The following is a 16,851-nucleotide window of genomic DNA, read 5'->3' as shown; positions in this document are numbered from 1 at the left end:
GATTGCAGAATGGACTTCAATATGGCCCCCGCCGCCGGACGTCTCCCGGCAGCACAAAAAACGCGGATCGAGGCGATTGGTTCCAGACTGATCCCAAATGTTTCAGGTCTTGGGAGCCTTGCCGGCCAGATACTGTTCCAGCCAGTGGATGTGGTAGTCGCCCTCGATAATGTCGCTTTCCCGGGCCAGGGCCCGGAACAGCGGCAGGGTCGTCTCGACGCCGTCCACGACGATCTCGTCCAAGGCCCGGCGCAGCCGCATCAGGCATTCCGGCCGGTTCTTGCCGTGGACGATCAGCTTGCCCACCAGCGAGTCGTAATAAGGCGGGATCTTGTAACCCTGATAGACTGCGGAATCGATGCGGACGCCGAGGCCGCCGGGGGCGTGGTACTGGGTGATCGTGCCGGGCGAGGGCCGGAAGGTTTCCGGGTTCTCGGCATTGATGCGGCACTCAATGGAATGGCCGATGATGTTGACCTCTTCCTGAGTGCAGGGCAGGTCGCCGCCGGCGGCGATGCGGATCTGCTCCAGCACAAGATCGATGTCGGTAATCATCTCGGTGACGGGATGCTCGACCTGGATGCGGGTGTTCATTTCAATGAAATAGAACTCGCCGTCCTCGTAGAGGAACTCGATGGTGCCGACACCGAGATACTGCATGTCCTGCATCGCCTTGGCGCAGATGCCGCCGATCCTGGCGCGCGCTTCCGGTGACAGGATCGGCGAAGGACCTTCTTCCCAGACTTTCTGGTGACGGCGCTGCAGCGAGCAATCGCGCTCGCCGAGATGCAGCGCGCCGCCGCGGCCATCGCCCAGCACCTGGATTTCGATGTGGCGCGGCTTGGTCAGATACTTTTCGAGATAGACCGACGCGTCGCCGAACGCAGCCTTGGCCTCGTTCGAGGCAGTGGACAGCGCCATCAGCAGATCGGCTTCGGTCTGCGCGACCTTCATGCCCCGGCCGCCGCCGCCGGCGGCTGCCTTGACGAGGACCGGGAAGCCGATCTCGCGGGCGATGGCTATGGCATCGTCTTCGGGGCCGACGCCGCCGTCGGAGCCGGGCACCACGGGAATGCCAAGCCGCTTGGCGGTCTTCTTGGCTTCGATCTTGTCGCCCATCAGGCGGATGTGTTCGGCCTTGGGGCCAATGAACTTCAGATTATGGTCGGCGAGGATCTCGGCGAAGCGCGCATTCTCGGACAGGAAGCCGTAACCGGGATGCACCGCATCTGCGCCGGTGATTTCACAGGCGGCGAGCAGCGACGGGATGTTGAGGTAGCTGTCTTTCGACGCCGGCGGGCCGATGCACACGCTCTCGTCGGCGAGGCGCACATGCATGGCGTCGGCGTCCGCTGTTGAATGCACGGCCACGGTCGCGATGCCGAGCTCCTTGCAGGCCCGCAGGATGCGCAATGCGATCTCGCCGCGGTTGGCGATCAGGATTTTCTCGAACATGGCGTTCCGAAGTCAGAGGACGTTGTGGTGTTACTCGATGATGACCAGTGCTTCGCCGTATTCGACCGGCGAGCCGTCTTCGATCAGGATCTGCGTCACGGTACCGGCCCGCGGTGCCGGGATCTGGTTCATGGTCTTCATCGCCTCGATGATGACCAGCGTCTGTCCGGCAGCAACCTTGGCGCCGACTTCGATGAAGGCCGGCTTGCCGGGCTCCGGGGCACGGTAGACGGTGCCGACCATCGGCGAGGGCACGGCGCCAGGATGCTTGGTCATGTCGGCGGCGGCCGGTGCGGCAGCAGCTGCGGCGACAGGCGCGGGTGCAGCAGCCGGTGCGGGCGCATAAGCCGGCACAGCGGCAGCAACGCTGATGTTACGCGCGACGCGCACGCGCAGACCGGCGCGCTCGACCTCGATCTCGGTGAGGTTGGTTTCATCCAGCAGCAGCGCCAGTTCGCGGATCATGCCGCTATCGTTGCTGGCTTTCGGCGTTGCGGTCTGTGTGTCGTCAGGCTTGCGGGCCATGGGCAATCCAATGTCTGAAGTGAAAGACGAATAATGAGCGGAGCGGGCGCGTCACGCGATGGCGTTGGCACCGATTTTTGCGGCGAGGCCGCTGATGGCAAGGCGATAGCCCTCGATGCCGAAGCCGCAGAGGCTGGCAAAGGCTGCCTTGGCGATGAAGGAATGGTGGCGGAAGCTTTCGCGGGTGTAGACGTTGCTGACATGCACTTCCACGGTGGGAATGCGCACACCGACAATGGCGTCGTGCAGGGCGATCGATGTGTGCGAGTAAGCGCCACCATTGATCACGATGCCGGCCACGTGTTTCTCGCGGGCCTGATGGATATAGCCGATGAGCTCGCTCTCGCTATTGGACTGCCGGCAATCTGCGGTCAGGCCATATTGCGCGGCCGTGGTCACGCACAACTTCTCAACATCGGCCAGAGTTGCATGCCCATAGGTGTCCGGCTCGCGGATTCCCAGCAGGTTGAGGTTGGGGCCGTTGAGCACGTAGATGGTGTTGGTCGTGGTATTGGCCATCGGACATCCCGGGCAATAGCAATGGGCGCGGGTGGGCGCCGTTCTGCCCGGGGTTATAGGTAACCAAACCGCAGAGGGGAAGCCTTTAGACCCCCGGTTCCCCCAGCCAAATATCTCACCCAATTCATAAAAAGCCCGATGGAACCTGCGGAAAATGCTTATTAACCAAGGTTAAAGCCACTGGCGCCATTCCGGCAATCTGCCGGCTTACGACAGGGGCGGAGCGTCCCGGATAGCAAACGGGCGGACCCTTTCGAGCCCGCCCGGGTGTCACATCAGATGCGCCGCCTTAGGCGTCGATGACTGCGACGATCTCGAGTGTTCGCGGGTTCACGACGATGATCTCGTTGCGCACCAGGAAGAACTCATAGCCGCGCCAGTCCGGATAGACGGTGATGATCTCAGCCGGAAGCGGGTGGAAGCGGACCTCGCGCGGCACACGGGTGCCGACCGAGATCGAGAAGTTCACATTGGTCACCGGCTGGATATTTTGCTGCTTGATGACCGTGGTGACCTTGGTGCGCTGCTCGGTGGTCAGCTTGGCGCCCGCGCCGGCCTGACCGGTGGTCGTGGTCGACTTGGTCTCCGTCGATGTCGACTTGGTGTCGGTACCTGACTTGGAGTCGGTCGACTTGGAATCGGCCTTCATGTCCTTGCCGGCTTTTCCGCTGTCACGGGTCGAGTCGGTCGTACGCTTGTCGTCACGCTGCATCTTGTCGTCGGACTGCGTCGACTTGACCGCCGGCTTCTGCTCGGACTTGTTGGTGGTGTCGGTCGCTTCGTCCTTGTTGACTGGTGCGTTGCGTTCGGCCGGCGCAGCACGATCAGTAGCGGCGCCGCCTGCGGGCGCGCTCGTTGCGCCGCTACGTGCAGCACCGCCCGCCGGCGCCTCACGGGTCATTCCGGCACCTCCGGCGCCACCACCCGACGTTGCAGCTCCTGCGCCGCCGGGATTTTGCGCGCTAGCCAAACCCGAACCTGCAATCAGTGCAGCGGCGGCGACGCTCATCAATAAACGGTTGTTCATCTTGGTTCTCCTCGCGATGCATTGCCCGCCGTACAACGGCATTGGCGGAGGGATGTTCCTGAGAAAGTGTAGTTCCATTTCTTTTGTTATGCTTGAGTATACGTCACGCCGCGTCAGGGCTTGATTTTCGTCTTGTAGACTTCATCGCCGTTGTCATCGATGACGACGACCTTCCGGTCACAGTCGCCTGCGATATCAACTGCGATTTGATGAGCAATATTCTTGGCGACATCCCTGGCTTGCGTGTCGTCGCTACAATCCAGACCTACGGGGTCCTCAAGCCGGAAACCATCGACAATCTCGAAATGATATTTTGGCATTGCTCTTTCTCCTCCTCCGTAAAGGGCAATCCACCACCGTTGGGGATGTTCCTACGTCGGAAATGGAATGAAGACGGTCTCAGCCGGAACCAAATGGCAGCACGTGCATTGCACCATCGAATAAGGAAAATGCGATGCCAGCCTTTGTGGAGATGATCGTTCAGAAGATTGTGGAAGCGGCGCCGATCGAGAATTCGGTGTCTGATTTTGTCGCCGGCGTCCTGGAAAATACGGCAAACAAGCTATCGCGCTTTGAGCAGCGCCCGGATGACGGCGAGACGACAATCGAGGACATCGCGTAACTATCGCTGTAATATTGATCGAGTTTCAAAGAGGCCGGCTGTTACGCAGCCGGCCTCTTTACTATGCGTTCGACATGGACAGGGCGGCCTCAACGACTAACATCAGGTCATGTCAGTCGGGATCTGCGGAGCTGTGCTTCGATGAGGAATTGGATTGGAGGAATCCTGGCGCTCGTAGTCCTGTCGGTAGCACCTGCTCTTGGATGGGAGCATTGGGGTAGCGACCGTGGTGGCTCTCGCTTTGCGCCGCTTGACCAGATCACCTCCGACAATGTCGGCCGCCTGATCGAGGCTTGGCGCTTCCAGACTGGAGATCTCCTGCGTCGCACACCTGCGCAGATGGCGCGCACCAAGTTCGAAGCGACGCCGCTCCTGGTTGAAGACAGCCTAGTCTTCTGTACGCCATTCAACGAGGTGATTGCACTCGATCCTGCCAGCGGTCGGCAGAAGTGGCGTTTTGATGCGCGGGTCGCAGCGGATGTGCGTCCGGCCAATCGATGGGTGTGCCGCGGCGTCGCCTATTGGCGTGACGATCGCGCAGCATCTGGCGCGACCTGTCGCAGCCGCATCTTCATGGGTACCAACGATGCCCGTGTCATTGCGCTGGATGCCGCGACCGGACTGCCATGTGCCGACTTCGGCGCGCAGGGTGAGGTCAAGCTCGACCCGGGAATGCCGCTTGATGGCCCCGGTGAATTTCAGATCACATCGCCGCCGGTGGTGGGGCGCGACGTCGTCGTGGTCGGTTCTGCACTCGCCGACAATCGGCGTGTGAGCGCGCCCAAGGGGACCGTCCGCGCGTTCGATGTGCGAAGCGGTGCGCCGCGATGGTCGTGGGATCCGCTAGTCCATGACGGTATCGAAGCCGGCCACGCCAATGTCTGGGCGCCGATGTCGGAGGATGACGAACGCGGATTGCTGTTCCTGCCGACGTCGTCACCCAGTCCGGATTTCTGGGGCGGCAAGCGGCCCGGCAACAATGCCCATGCCAATTCGGTGGTCGCGCTGAAGATCGATACCGGTGAGCTGGTCTGGTCGTTCCAGATCGTGCATCACGATGTATGGGATTACGATGTGCCGGCGCAGCCGACGCTGGCCCGCATCGATCTGGTAAGCGGTCCGCGCGACGTCGTGATCCAGGCGACCAAGCAGGGCCTTCTGTTTGTGCTGGATCGCACCAGCGGCGCGCCGATCTGGCCGGTGGAGGAGGGGGCCGTTCCGCAAGGCGGCGTCGAGGGCGAAGCGCTGTCGCCGACGCAGCCGTTTCCGACGCATCTTCCGACACTGGTGCCGCAGCGGGTAACGCCGGATGAGGCGTTCGGTGTGACATTCTGGGATCGCGGCAAGTGCCGGGATGAACTGGCCAGTGGACGCAACGAGGGCCTCTATACGCCACCTTCGACGGGGGCCGGCACCTTGCTGTTTCCGATGACCGGCGGCGGCGTCAACTGGGGCGGCGTTGCCTTCGATCCTGTCAGGCAGGTGCTCTATGCCAATACGAGCCGCGCCGTACACCGGGTCACCCTGATCCCGCGCGCCGAGGCGCAGAACTACAAGCCGCCGGCAGGTACGGATTTTGGCGCGCAGCGCGGTGCGCCCTTTGCCATGACGCGGGCGCTTGTAACGTCGCCGCTCGGCATGCCCTGCAACAAGCCGCCATGGGGCGCGATGGTTGCGGTGGACCTCAAGGCGGGCAAGTTGCTGTGGGAGTCGAAGGTCGGCACCAGCGAGGACACCGCGCCATTGGGGCTCGCATTGGCCACCGGCATGCCGCTGGTCAATGGTCTGCTGCCGACGCGCGGCGGCGTGATCTTCACCGGCGCGATGGATGCCTACCTGCGTGCGTATGATGCGAAGACCGGCGCCGAACTCTGGCAGGGGCGACTGCCAGTGCCGGGCGTCGCCAATCCGATGACTTACGCCGCGAATGGAGAACAGTATGTGGTCATCGCCGCCGGCGGTCATTCGGAAGTCGGCACTTCGATCGGCGACAGCGTCGTGGCGTTTCGTCTTGCGCACGACGGAGAGGCGCCATCGATGCGCTCGCTTTATATCGATCGTCCCGGCGGCCGGCTTCGCGCCGGCGCGATCGTGCTGGGCGTGGTGCTCGTGCTGTCTCTTGCCTTTGTTCTAGCCTGGCGTGTTCGGCACAAAGCGCGGGCGTGACTTAAACCCAGCGCTTGTCGGCGGTGAAATCCACCGTCAGCCAATAACCCGGGCTGAGGCCGCCCATGGCCAAAGCGATCTCGGCGCGGATGGCGTCGAGTTCGGCGAAGGTCTTGCTGATCTCGCCGGACGGTGCCACCAGCCCGATCTCGATGAATTGCTGGCGGCCGGAGCGCATCACATGCGAGCTGCAGTCGCTGAAGCCATGCTTGTGCGCGATCGATTGCGCGAGCTCGCGAACCTCCTCGTCGAGATCGCTCGGTGCGACCTGCAGGATGTCACGCCCGGCATTCCAGATCGTCGAGAGCGGAAACGGCAGCAGGCAGATCGCAACCACCAGCAGGATCAGCGGATCGACCAGCGGCGCATAGGCCGCTGCAGGAGTCTTTGCCATCACCGCTCCGAGCAGGAAGCTGATGCAGACCGCCAGACTGAGTACACCGCCCATAAGCCAGGCACGGGCATCGATGTCGAGCAGTTGTGAGCCGTGTTCGCCGGCCGAGCGGCGGATATAGATGCTCATGCCGAAGCTGATGGCACCCGCCACCGCGGCGAAGATAGCGCCGGGGCCGAATTCGATGGCGCGACCGCCGGTGATCAGTCCGTTGAGACCGTCGATGAAGGCATAGGCGCAGGCGAAGCTGAGCACCGTGCCGTTGATCAGCGCGAGGATCGGTTCAAGGTGCCAGTAGCCATACTGGAAGCGGTCGTCTTCGCCTCTGCTGATTAGTCTTGCGGTCAGCAATGCAACGCCGGTCATGGCTGCGTCGATTAACGTGTAAAAACCGTCGAAGGCGATGGCGCGCGAACTGATGGCGAGCCCGAAAGCGATGCTGGCAAATGAAATGAGAAGCGTGACGTAAATCGAAATCTTCAGGAGCCGCTGCTCCTGTTTGGTATCGGTCAACATTGGGAACTTAGGCGGGGTGCCCGCTGCATCCTTTTACCGTTGGGGATAGGTTACCCTATCACAGATGGCGTTCAGCCGCTTTGACCGCTACCGCAAGATAAATAAAAAACCGGCTGCGATGCAGCCGGTTTGTCATATTTCCGAGATGTTCGTGTCGGTGCAGGCGACGGTATGAATCACCCTGCCGGTGTCTGGGTTTACGAACAGAGCGCCTTGCCACAGCGGGCCTGATTGATCTTCTCCTTCAGCGCGTCTGCGCCGACGGCACCGATGATCACCTGCTTGCCGATGACGTAGCTCGGCGTGCCGTTCATGCCCATGGATTCCGCAAGCTTGAAGTTCTCTTCGATGGTCGCGCGCACTTCCGGGCTGGCCATGTCCTTTTCCAGTCTGGCGACGTCGAGACCTGCTTCCTTGGCCGCTGCCAAGGCGCGGGCCTTGTCGGCCTGGCCGCGGCCGCTCAACAGCTTCTGGTGGAAGTCGAGATACCTCTTGCCGGTCGGGTCCTGCATGCGCACGGCAACAGCAACCTGGGCGGCTTCAACCGAGCCGGGCCCGAGCACCGGGAATTCCTTCAGCACGACCTTGAGCTTCGGATCGTTCTTCATGATGCCGACCATGTCGTCCATGGCGCGCTTGCAGTAGCCGCAATTGTAATCGAAGAACTCGACGAAGGTGACGTCGCCATCCTTATTGCCGACCACGACGCCGCGCGGCGAGTTGAAGATGGTGTTTGCGTTCGCGGCGATCGCAGCCTGGTGCTTCTCGGCTTCAGCCTGCGCCTGACGCTTGGTCAGCTCGGCCGAGACCTCTTCGAGGATTTCCGGATGGGTGATCAGGTAGTCCTTGATGATCTTCTGGATCTCGCCGCGCTGGGCGTCATTGAACGTCTGCGCCGATGCAGGCGCGCCGCACAGGGCGAGGGCCACAGCGGCAGAGGCGAGAAGGCGGAACGAAGGCATGGGCAAATTATCCTTTGGAAAAGGCCGAGTCAGAAAGCCACGTGTCATTCGGGAAGCTGCTTAGCATTTTGAGGGCGAAATACGCGTTATTTGTGAAGGCGGTCACGCGCAATTCATCGTGGTGCCGCAGGTCTCAGAAGCCGGAATGGTGGTGATCCGGCCCGGTCATTGCAGTGAGGGCATGCGGTGCCGGCAAGGGAGCGCTTCCGATCTCGTCATCGAAGATCGGTGCCAGCGGTGGTGCGGGCTCATAGAGCACGACCCGGTTCTTGCCGCTGTGTTTGGCCTGATACAGGGCGTGATCGGCAGCCGCCATCAATCGCTCTGGGGAGGCGATGAGGTCGGGGGACCACTGCGCGACGCCGATGGAGGCGGATAGAGTCCTCACTGTGTGTCCGGCATTGCCAAATTGTCGCGGGCAGGCCGCCAGCACGCGCCGCGCGATCTCGCCTGCCTGCTGCAGGTCGGTGTCGGGCAGCACGATGCAGAACTCGTCGCCGCCGCATCGGGCCAGCGTATCGCCGGGGCGCAATTGATCTTGCGCTGCTTGGGCGAATTGCCTCAGGCAGTCGTCGCCGGCGCTGTGACCGAAGCCATCATTGACCGCCTTGAAGCCGTCGAGGTCGATCGCCAGCAGTGCGTATGGGCGTGCGGTCCGCCGCGCCATCGCACATTCCTCGTCCATCCGCTGCAACAGGCGGCGGCGATTGCCGGCGCCGGTCAGATCGTCGATCAGCGCCAGTTCGGCTGCGTCGCCGCGCAGGCGGTCGATCGCCATCATCAGCAGTCCGTAATTCCACGTCATGGCGAGGAATGCCGCCACCAGCATGAAGCCGGCCTGTACCGCATCGACCGTCACCATGGTCGTCTCGCTGCCGCCCAGATGAAGCAGCGCGGAAATCGCGCGGCAGGCAAAAGCAACAAGCAAGAGAATCGAGAGGTAGCCGGCCATCCGTGCGCCGTGATTGCTGCGCCGATGATCACGCGACAGTAGCAGCGGTAGCGTCAGCGCCACGGGAACGCCCTGGCTCAGCGAGTAGACGACAACGCGCATCGCATATTCGTCGAGGACCAGTCTGAAGAACAGGAATCCGGCCAGGCTCGCGGAAATTACCAGGGCGGTGGCGATCCAGGATGTAGGCCTGTCGTAAAAGCGACGGATACCGACCTCTGACAGACAGTAAGCGAGAACTGTCATCTGCGCGGCGAACAGCAGGCCGACGGGATTGGGAAACAGCAAGCCGAGAGCAGGGCCGGCCGACGCGCTCAGTGAAGCGGCGCTCCAGTAGCGGGCCGGGACGAAGTTCGGATAGCAGCGTGCGACATAGGCCCAGACGAGACCTGACGACAGGAAGTTGGCGAGCGTGAACCAGAAGATGGTCGTCGTGCTCATTGCCGCCGGTCCCACGTGCGTGTGACGCCGCTGTGTGCGGTTTCGTGATCCGATGGCTGCATTGGTCTCCCCGCCGGACGCGATGAGCGCATCCATTTTCACTAAATGCAGCGAGTTCCGTTAACGGAACCTGACCGCTGCCGGCGAGAAGCTTGGGGTGGTTGTAAAAGGATGAAGATCATATCGGCGTGGATGGCAGGGTTCGGTGAGGCGCCGCAGGCGGGCAACCTTTGCCATCGGCCCGTGTCAGCCCTCCCTTGGACGATTTGATATACCCTCCCGTCGGCTGTGCCGGTGGGAGGGACCATGAACGCCAGGCTTGAACGGAAACTAAGGGTCCTCACGACGATTATGGCCGCTGGCGCCGCCGCCGGCGTGGCGTTCAGTGCCACCCACGATCTGCCCATTCTGCCCGGGCTCGTGATCGGATTGGTGATCAGCACGGTTCTGGGCGGCTTCGAAATCATGGTGGCCGATGGTCCGATCCGGATCTGGCTGAGCGGTCGCTCGTTCACCGCCAACCTCCTGATCAAGAGCGCGTTCTACGCCGTCGTGATTTTGGCCGTGCAATGGTTTCGGCTTGCGGATGTGCTGATCGGGCGGACGGTCGAGATCGCGGAGGATACGTTCTGGTCGAGCCTGGTCTATTCGGTCGTCGTCTCCATCGTCGTCAATCTGGCTTTGGCAATCACCAATCTCGTCGGCGGACGCGCTTTGTTGAACTTCTTCACCGGGCGCTATCACACGCCGGTCGAGGAAGAGCGTTTCGTCTTGTTCGTGGATATTGCGGGCTCGACCAGCCTGGCCGAGCAACTTGGTGGCGTCGGTATCCACCGTTTCCTCGATCGGACCTTTCGCCTGCTATCGCTCCCGGTCGTCGATTATCGTGGCGAGGTGCTCGCCTATGTCGGCGACGAGATGATCGTGACCTGGACGAAGCGGGACGGTGCGGTCGATTGCCGTCCGTTGCGCTGCTTCATCGCCATGCGCGACGAATTGGCACGCAAAGCGGGGCAGTTTGAACGTGAGTTTGGCGCAGCGCCCCGCATTCGCGGTAGCCTGCATTTCGGGCCGGTGATCATCGGCGAAATCGGCGACGTCAAACGTGCGATTGTCTTCAATGGCGACGTCATGAACACCGCCTCGCGGCTGGAAGAGCTCAGTCGTGATGTAGAGGGCGGTTTTGTCGCATCGAAGGCGGCGATGGATTGTTTTGCCTCGGCACCGCCATTCACGGTCAGTGCACTCGGTCATCTTCCCATTCGTGGACGTGTGGATGGAATTGTCGCATTCGGATTGCAGCCGCCGCGCGACACATAATGAAATAAACGCGCAAACAAATGGCAAATCAACCGTGCAAGAGTTTCCGGACATGGAAACCCGCATGGCCCAGTATTCAAGATTCACTTTGATCGTTGCAGAGCTCGCGTGATGCCTCGCGCGACGCTTACCATTATTTGCACGGCGCTGCTGCTGTCGGCCTGTGCGTCGCTGCCGCGCGCGCCGCTGATCGCAAGCGCGCGCGCGACGATCCCGCAGATTCCGTTGGCCAGGATATCGCCCGACGAAGGCTATCGCATCTTCGCGGGATCGCGGCGCGGTGCCGCACCGCTCACCATCCTTGCCTTGTCCGGCGGCGGCGCTGACGGCTCCTATGGCGCAGGATTCCTGAAAGGCTGGTCCGACTCCGGGCTGCGCCCCGAGTTCGATATCGTCACCGGCTCCAGCGTCGGCGCCCTGATTGCGCCATTCGCGTTTCTCGGCCCGGGCTATGACGGCCGTCTCGAAGCGATCTTCACCAGCGGCGCGACTGAAAATCTGATGCGTATCGCGGGGATCAACGCCGTTGTTGGATCGGGCGTCTTCAAGGCGGGACCGATGAAAGACCTCATCTCAAAATATGCCGATGATCGGATCATCGATGCGGTCGGCGCACGGTATCGCAAGGGCAAGATGCTCATCGTGGCCACCACGAACCTCGACACCCAAGGGACGACGCTCTGGAATATGGGGGAGATCGCAAGCAGCGATAGTCCTGGCCGCTATGAGTTGTTCCGGAATGTTCTCGCTGCGTCGGCCGCTATTCCCGGGATTTTCCCGCCGGCCTTGATCGCCGTCGAGTCCGGCGGAAACATGTATTCCGAGATGCATGTCGATGGCGGCGTGACATCGAATATTCTGGCTGTGCCGGAAAGCGTGTTGACGGCCCATGCGGGATCGCTGGCTACGAAGTCTCGGGTCTTCGTGATCGTTAACGGCAAGCTGTCGCCCGACGCCTCCTATACGTCGGATCTGACGCTTCCGATCGTGGCGCGCTCGTTTCAGACCTCAGTGAAGGCCAATACGCGCAATGCGATGATCGCGACATACGATTTCTGCAAACGCAACAACTGGGATTTCAAAGCAACGGCCATCGACGCGGGCAAGCTCACCACGAGCGATCCAACCAATTTCGATACTGATTATATGAAAGAGCTCTACGCCTACGGTCGTGCCAGGGGCGGTTCGGCCAGTGGATTTCAATCGAACCTGGAAGGGTTGAGGGGGCAGGGTAGCTAGATGTGTCGCATCGCTCCAACAGCGTCCCTGGAACGCTCCCGAATACGGATATCCGTTCGGCGCCTCTGGTCTCGTACAAACGACATCGCGTTCTTGAGCGTGGAGGTTGCGTATTATCCGTTGCTCGTCTTCGGGATCGCGATGATCCTGTGGTCCGGCTGAACAGGTGTTGCTTACGAAGGATCATTCTTCAGTGATGGTCTGCAGCGGCACCATGTGGTCGCATGGCGAGCGCGTCGTTCAGGCTGCGACCGACGATACGTTCGCGATATCGATCTCAATGGAAAGCGTCTGCCTTAACCCGTGAGGTTGCCGGTTCTCGATCTCGAGCGTGCCTCCCTGTCGTTCGACAATTTCCTTGGCGATGGCCAGGCCGAGCCCGGCGCCGGGGATTGACTGGCGGCGGGCCGGATCGGCGCGAAAGAACGGTTCGAAGGCACTTGCCAGGAATTGTTCGGGAATGCCGGGACCGTTGTCATCGATCAGGACGACAGCGCGGCGATCGTGAACGCGCAGGCTTACGATGGCGCCGCCGCCATGGGTCGCAGCATTGATGATGAGATTGCGTAGGGCGCGCTTGAGTGCGAGCGGTGAGATCTTGACGCTGCTGTGATCGAGTCCGGCAATTGTCACCCGCATCTTGATCAGGGTGAGTTCGGCGCAAACGTCCCCGACGAGTTCGTCTAGTCTGACGTGCTCGGTGCCTTTTCCGACGGTCTCTTCCCGAACGAGCTGGATGGCGCTGTCGGCAATGTGATCCATTTCATCGAGGTCATGCAGCCACTCCTCACGCTCTCGTTCGTTGAGAAATTCGGCGCGCAGACGCATGCGTGTCATGGGTGTCCGCAAATCGTGCCCTGCGGCAGCCACAAGTCTGATCTTGCTGTCCATCGCTTTTTTCAGACTTGCGCCCATCATGTTCAGTGCCTGAGCGGTTGCCTTGATTTCGATAGACCCTTCTTCTTTGAGCACGGGCAGCACGCCGTTCTTGCCAACGGACATCGCCATGCTCTGCAGCAATTTAAGCTGGTTCGTCGTCTGATGGGCGACCGTAAGAGCAACCCCGATGACGCCAACCGTGATCAGTACCATCCAGCCGGCGAGGCCCCACCACACTTCAGGAGGCGGCGCGTGCTCGCGTATGGGCCAGCTCAGCCAGCCGGGGCCCATCTTGATGGACGCCCATCGTTGGCCATCCGGCGTTTGCTTGACGAAAATGTCGAAATTGGCTTGCGATTTTTGAAATGCTTCCTGCAGAAGCTTGGTCGGCGCTTCCAGAAGCTTTCCCTCGATGGGCGCCGGCTGAAGATGAAAGACTGCATCGTTTCCGCGAAAGGTGATGCTGTTGGAAAATGCAGCAACGCGAGACGTCAATCCGTCACGAAAATCCTTTTCGACCAGCCCGAGTATCATTTGCGACATCACGGCGCTGGCCAGGATCACCACACAAAGGACCGAGCCCACCAGCATCAAGGAAAATCGAATGCGTATGGAGTTCATGTGTCTGCACCGATCGTTTCAACGCGTGCCGAGAAAATGTAACCGCCGTTGCGCACGGTTTTGATCAACTGGAAATCATCATTGTCGCCAAGCTTCTTGCGCAACCGGCTCATCAACACGTCGATCGAGCGATCGAACACGTCGTCGGTGCTGCGGTTCGTCAGTTCGATCAACTGATCACGCGAGAGCAGGCGACCCGGCCGTCTGACGAGCACGAGCAACAGTTCGAATTCAGCTGTCGTGAGATCGAACGGCTGCCCGTTTTCGTCCAGCAACTGCCGCGCGCCGGGATGGAGTTTAAATCTGCCGAAGTGATGCTCGAGTACCTGGGAGAGCTGGATATCCTGCGTTACCTTGCGGCGGAGAACCGCGCGGATGCGGGCGAGCAACTCGCGCGGATTGAACGGCTTGCCGAGATAGTCGTCCGCGCCGATTTCGAGGCCGATGATCCGGTCGACATCCTCCTTCAGCGCCGTCAACAGGATGACGGGTATCTCGGAGCCCTCCCGCCGAAGATCGCGGCAGATATCGAGCCCGGACCCATCGGGGAGCAGGACATCGAGAACGATCAGGCTGACCTCGTTGGTCTGCAGCGCTTCCTTCATCGTTCGCTGGTCGGAGGCGATGGATACGCGGTAGCCTTGTTCGGTCAGATAGCGTCCCAGTAGTTTTCGTATTGCAAGATCGTCATCGACGATGAGGATGTGAGACATGGTCTGCATTGGGCGGCATCCGGCTCCAGGCGGTTGTTCGTTCAACGTGACTGCTAATGTCGTAGCATAGCTGTCTTGGGCGGAGGGACGGTAATCACTGTCATGCATGTCCGGTCATTCCGCCACCGGCATCGCGTCGTCATTCCACTCGGGAGGTGCTCCCATTTTCCCGCCGATGAAGGCGGAAACGCCGGTGCGCCCGAAAGCATCACAGGCGGCGTATTTGGGCTTCCCCCCAAAGGCCGAATTCACGCGCTGCATACTGGGCGTGGACAGCTTCTTGTCGAATGGATTTTCACCGGTAATGAGGAGCTTGCTGAAATCTGCGCCGAACTCGCCCGCCAGGTCGTAGGCATCGCCGGATGCCGCAACGCGCGGCGTGCTCGTCAACATGTCGGCATCGCGGGCCCAGACGAATGCCGCTTTCTGCTGGCCTTGTACGTCGCGGGCTTCCGCTTCGACCGACAGGCCGCCCATGCCGTATGGGATCCGGGGTACGACGATAGGAAAGCCTGCACTGATGAACATCGGTGCGGCAGAGGCAACCTTGGCGGCTCCGGCGACATTCGGATCGGTGACGGTCACACGCGTCACGGTGATATGCACCGTCAGGTCGGCGGGTTGCCCGGATGGGACCACGTTGAAGCGGTCGCTCAGTCCGATACAGAGGGAACGGTCGACAGCATTCGCGATGACGCGACGTTGCTTGTCGGTGAGGGCGGCTCGAGATGCGGCATGAGAGAATGACGTGGGTATGATGCTGACACTCCTGGCCGCCAGGACACCGGCCTTGTCGACGCGCATCTTGGACTTGGTAGTGATGCCGTCGGCCGGCGCGAGGTCGTTATACGAGGCGAGAGACCCTGATGTCTCCAGCTGCGCCGTGGCGCATCCAGCGACAGATGCTGTCAGAGCGTGCAGGCATATCAATTTCAACACGTGGTTGATGGCGTTCGCGCGCATCGAGATGTCCCCCAATAGTCAGGGACACTGCGTACGGAGACAAATTGTCAGCCACATTGCGAAAGATTACGGATCAGCCGCCATTTGTTTCAGAACATTGCAGAGGGAGGCGCGCTAGTTCTTGCCCGGCATTTTCGCGGCGATGATGTCATCGGCCTTCACCCAGCCGGGCGTGCCCACGGCAAACCGCGCCTTGGCGCGCGAGGCAAGGTCGCGGGCGGTCTTGTTGTCGCCGCGAAGGAAGGCGGCCTGGGCAGAGGCCAAGTCGGCCTCTGCGAGTTCGCCCTTGCGGCCATAGGCCATGGCGAGCTGCATGTAGCCGACGGGCGCTTCACTCTCGCGCGCCACCGCAGTGCGCAGGATGCGGATCGCCTCGTCGGTATAGGTCTTGTTGTCGGAGGCGACGAGCGCCTGGCCGAGCATCATCTCGATCAGTGGCGCGTTGTTGGAGAGCTGCACCGCACGGCGCAGCGGCGCAATCGCCTCGTTGGGCTTGCCGCCTTCGAGCAGCGCCTGGCCGCGTAACTCGTAGAAATATGGATTGTTAGGCTGCGCCTTGATCAGCGCATCGATCTGCTCGACGGCCACGCGCAGATCGCCATGGCGATAGGTGGCGATGGCACGGGCATACTGCGCGGGCAGGCTGGTGTCGGATGGCGGATAGCGCCGCAGCACCGTGTCACGCTGCTCCATGAAGCCGGCGGTCTTGGCGCGCATCAACTCGTGGCGCAGCATCAGCGCCGGATCGTCCTTCTTGTCCCAATAGGGACTCGACTTCGCAAGCTCCTCGAGGGCGGCAACGCGCTCTCGGGGCATCGGATGCGACATCATATACGGGTCGCTTCCGCGTGCTGCGAACAGGCTGTCGGTGCCGAAGCGCTGGAACGTCTCGTACATGCCCTTGGACGACTGGCCGGTCTGGTTCAGGAATTTGACGCCGGCGCGATCGGCGTTTTCTTCCTGCTGCCGCTGATAGGACAGCATCGTATTCATCATCATCGCTTGCGGCGCGGCGACCGCTGCGGCGCCGATATTGCCGGCAGCACCATTGGAGTTGCCGCCGCGCGCTCCCGCCGCCATTGCGCCGACGCCGAGCAGCATCGCCACGATCATCTGGGTCTGCGCCTGTGCCATACGCTCGCGCAGCTTCGACAGATGGCCGCCGGCGAGATGGCCGGTCTCGTGGGCGAGCACGCCGATCAGCTGGTTCGGCGTCTGTGACTGCATCAGCGCTCCGTGATTGACGAAGATGCGGCGACCGTCAGCGACAAAGGCATTGAAGCTGGCGTTGTTAATGATGACGACCTGGATGTTTTGCTTTTCGAGGCCTGCGGCGCGCAGGATCGGGCGCGTATAGTCACGCAGCAGCTGTTCGATCTCGGCGTCGCGCAGCAGGCGCGGGGCATCGCCTTGCTGCGCATGGGCGGCCATTGGCGTCAGCGTCAGCGCCGCCGCGGTCAGCAGCGTGGTCAGCTTCGAGAACAATCGAGATGCAGCCCTTTTAGGCTGCAGCTGCAGGTCTTTCATCATTGGCCGA

General features: G+C 61.4%; 16 protein-coding genes. 4 read left to right on the top strand and 12 right to left on the bottom strand.

Going from position 1 to position 16,851, the window contains the following annotated elements; all coding sequences use genetic code 11:
• Positions 1 to 102 precede the first annotated feature (102 nt).
• The 5 genes from accC to AB8A50_RS07260 all read right to left on the bottom strand — a co-directional run bounded on the left by accC (position 103) and on the right by AB8A50_RS07260 (position 3,846).
• A complete protein-coding gene (gene accC / locus AB8A50_RS07280) occupies positions 103 to 1,455 on the bottom strand; it encodes an acetyl-CoA carboxylase biotin carboxylase subunit (protein ID WP_175368881.1) in 1,353 nt (450 codons plus the stop codon).
• 30 nt (positions 1,456 to 1,485) lie between these two features.
• Entirely contained in the window at positions 1,486 to 1,980 is a 495-nt protein-coding gene (gene accB / locus AB8A50_RS07275; protein WP_089264108.1) for an acetyl-CoA carboxylase biotin carboxyl carrier protein, read from the bottom strand.
• A 51-nt stretch (positions 1,981 to 2,031) separates the two neighbouring features.
• Entirely contained in the window at positions 2,032 to 2,499 is a 468-nt protein-coding gene (aroQ, locus tag AB8A50_RS07270) for a type II 3-dehydroquinate dehydratase (RefSeq protein ID WP_093758393.1), read from the bottom strand.
• A gap of 289 nt (positions 2,500 to 2,788) precedes the next feature.
• A complete protein-coding gene (locus AB8A50_RS07265; protein WP_439077254.1) occupies positions 2,789 to 3,526 on the bottom strand; it encodes a DUF1236 domain-containing protein in 738 nt (245 codons plus the stop codon).
• A gap of 113 nt (positions 3,527 to 3,639) precedes the next feature.
• Complete coding sequence (locus tag AB8A50_RS07260; protein WP_089264111.1) at positions 3,640 to 3,846, bottom strand: DUF6894 family protein; 207 nt, start codon at positions 3,844 to 3,846, stop codon at positions 3,640 to 3,642.
• A gap of 134 nt (positions 3,847 to 3,980) precedes the next feature.
• Here AB8A50_RS07260 and AB8A50_RS07255 point away from each other — a divergent pair, with 134 nt between their 5' ends.
• Both AB8A50_RS07255 and AB8A50_RS07250 read left to right on the top strand, forming a co-directional pair.
• On the top strand, positions 3,981 to 4,148 hold the full coding sequence (locus AB8A50_RS07255) for a hypothetical protein (RefSeq protein ID WP_439077253.1): 168 nt from the start codon (positions 3,981 to 3,983) through the stop codon (positions 4,146 to 4,148).
• Between the two features lie 141 nt (positions 4,149 to 4,289).
• Positions 4,290 to 6,314 (top strand): pyrroloquinoline quinone-dependent dehydrogenase, encoded by a 2,025-nt coding sequence (locus tag AB8A50_RS07250; protein ID WP_439077252.1) that lies wholly within the window; start codon positions 4,290 to 4,292, stop codon positions 6,312 to 6,314.
• Position 6,315: 1 nt separating this feature from the next.
• Here AB8A50_RS07250 and AB8A50_RS07245 read toward each other — a convergent pair whose 3' ends face one another.
• The 3 genes from AB8A50_RS07245 to AB8A50_RS07235 form a co-directional block, all read right to left on the bottom strand.
• Positions 6,316 to 7,224, bottom strand: coding sequence for a cation diffusion facilitator family transporter (locus tag AB8A50_RS07245; protein ID WP_089264113.1), 909 nt, complete (start codon positions 7,222 to 7,224; stop codon positions 6,316 to 6,318).
• Positions 7,225 to 7,421: 197 nt separating this feature from the next.
• The gene (locus AB8A50_RS07240) at positions 7,422 to 8,186 is read right to left on the bottom strand and encodes a DsbA family protein (protein ID WP_439077251.1); all 765 of its coding nucleotides are present in this window, start codon (positions 8,184 to 8,186) and stop codon (positions 7,422 to 7,424) included.
• A 133-nt stretch (positions 8,187 to 8,319) separates the two neighbouring features.
• Complete coding sequence (locus tag AB8A50_RS07235; RefSeq protein WP_439077250.1) at positions 8,320 to 9,579, bottom strand: GGDEF domain-containing protein; 1,260 nt, start codon at positions 9,577 to 9,579, stop codon at positions 8,320 to 8,322.
• A 306-nt stretch (positions 9,580 to 9,885) separates the two neighbouring features.
• Between AB8A50_RS07235 and AB8A50_RS07230 the strand changes: the two genes are divergently transcribed.
• Complete coding sequence (locus AB8A50_RS07230; protein ID WP_439077249.1) at positions 9,886 to 10,899, top strand: adenylate/guanylate cyclase domain-containing protein; 1,014 nt, start codon at positions 9,886 to 9,888, stop codon at positions 10,897 to 10,899.
• Positions 10,900 to 11,010: 111 nt separating this feature from the next.
• On the top strand, positions 11,011 to 12,138 hold the full coding sequence (locus AB8A50_RS07225) for a patatin-like phospholipase family protein (RefSeq protein WP_439077248.1): 1,128 nt from the start codon (positions 11,011 to 11,013) through the stop codon (positions 12,136 to 12,138).
• Between the two features lie 240 nt (positions 12,139 to 12,378).
• Here the strand turns inward: AB8A50_RS07225 and AB8A50_RS07220 are convergent, their stop codons facing one another.
• From AB8A50_RS07220 to AB8A50_RS07205, 4 genes are all read right to left on the bottom strand, one after another.
• Positions 12,379 to 13,638 carry an ATP-binding protein gene (locus AB8A50_RS07220; RefSeq protein ID WP_439077247.1) on the bottom strand — a complete coding sequence of 420 codons (1,260 nt, stop codon included), beginning with the start codon at positions 13,636 to 13,638 and terminating at the stop codon, positions 12,379 to 12,381.
• Positions 13,635 to 14,360, bottom strand: a complete 726-nt coding sequence (locus tag AB8A50_RS07215; RefSeq protein WP_175369127.1) for a response regulator — start codon at positions 14,358 to 14,360, stop codon at positions 13,635 to 13,637. Before AB8A50_RS07215 ends, AB8A50_RS07220 begins: the two co-directional genes overlap by 4 nt.
• A 105-nt stretch (positions 14,361 to 14,465) precedes the next feature.
• The gene (locus AB8A50_RS07210; RefSeq protein WP_439077246.1) at positions 14,466 to 15,314 is read right to left on the bottom strand and encodes a DUF3313 domain-containing protein; all 849 of its coding nucleotides are present in this window, start codon (positions 15,312 to 15,314) and stop codon (positions 14,466 to 14,468) included.
• A 114-nt stretch (positions 15,315 to 15,428) separates the two neighbouring features.
• Positions 15,429 to 16,844, bottom strand: coding sequence for a M48 family metalloprotease (locus AB8A50_RS07205; protein WP_439077245.1), 1,416 nt, complete (start codon positions 16,842 to 16,844; stop codon positions 15,429 to 15,431).
• Positions 16,845 to 16,851 lie beyond the last annotated feature (7 nt).

This window comes from Tardiphaga sp. 841_E9_N1_2 (genome assembly GCF_051811065.1).
GTDB lineage: Bacteria > Pseudomonadota > Alphaproteobacteria > Rhizobiales > Xanthobacteraceae > Tardiphaga > Tardiphaga robiniae.
This window is presented reverse-complemented; position numbering and strand designations above follow the sequence as displayed.

What these genes read in the sequence shown, in the direction of transcription:
- accC (WP_175368881.1), bottom strand. Translation starts at nt 1,455, where the DNA reads ATGTTCGAGAAAATCCTGATCGCCAACCGCGGCGAGATCGCATTGCGC.
- accB (WP_089264108.1), bottom strand. Translation starts at nt 1,980, where the DNA reads ATGGCCCGCAAGCCTGACGACACACAGACCGCAACGCCGAAAGCCAGC.
- aroQ (WP_093758393.1), bottom strand. Translation starts at nt 2,499, where the DNA reads ATGGCCAATACCACGACCAACACCATCTACGTGCTCAACGGCCCCAAC.
- AB8A50_RS07265 (WP_439077254.1), bottom strand. Translation starts at nt 3,526, where the DNA reads ATGAACAACCGTTTATTGATGAGCGTCGCCGCCGCTGCACTGATTGCA.
- AB8A50_RS07260 (WP_089264111.1), bottom strand. Translation starts at nt 3,846, where the DNA reads ATGCCAAAATATCATTTCGAGATTGTCGATGGTTTCCGGCTTGAGGAC.
- AB8A50_RS07255 (WP_439077253.1), top strand. Translation starts at nt 3,981, where the DNA reads ATGCCAGCCTTTGTGGAGATGATCGTTCAGAAGATTGTGGAAGCGGCG.
- AB8A50_RS07250 (WP_439077252.1), top strand. Translation starts at nt 4,290, where the DNA reads ATGAGGAATTGGATTGGAGGAATCCTGGCGCTCGTAGTCCTGTCGGTA.
- AB8A50_RS07245 (WP_089264113.1), bottom strand. Translation starts at nt 7,224, where the DNA reads ATGTTGACCGATACCAAACAGGAGCAGCGGCTCCTGAAGATTTCGATT.
- AB8A50_RS07240 (WP_439077251.1), bottom strand. Translation starts at nt 8,186, where the DNA reads ATGCCTTCGTTCCGCCTTCTCGCCTCTGCCGCTGTGGCCCTCGCCCTG.
- AB8A50_RS07235 (WP_439077250.1), bottom strand. Translation starts at nt 9,579, where the DNA reads ATGAGCACGACGACCATCTTCTGGTTCACGCTCGCCAACTTCCTGTCG.
- AB8A50_RS07230 (WP_439077249.1), top strand. Translation starts at nt 9,886, where the DNA reads ATGAACGCCAGGCTTGAACGGAAACTAAGGGTCCTCACGACGATTATG.
- AB8A50_RS07225 (WP_439077248.1), top strand. Translation starts at nt 11,011, where the DNA reads ATGCCTCGCGCGACGCTTACCATTATTTGCACGGCGCTGCTGCTGTCG.
- AB8A50_RS07220 (WP_439077247.1), bottom strand. Translation starts at nt 13,638, where the DNA reads ATGAACTCCATACGCATTCGATTTTCCTTGATGCTGGTGGGCTCGGTC.
- AB8A50_RS07215 (WP_175369127.1), bottom strand. Translation starts at nt 14,360, where the DNA reads ATGCAGACCATGTCTCACATCCTCATCGTCGATGACGATCTTGCAATA.
- AB8A50_RS07210 (WP_439077246.1), bottom strand. Translation starts at nt 15,314, where the DNA reads ATGCGCGCGAACGCCATCAACCACGTGTTGAAATTGATATGCCTGCAC.
- AB8A50_RS07205 (WP_439077245.1), bottom strand. Translation starts at nt 16,844, where the DNA reads ATGATGAAAGACCTGCAGCTGCAGCCTAAAAGGGCTGCATCTCGATTG.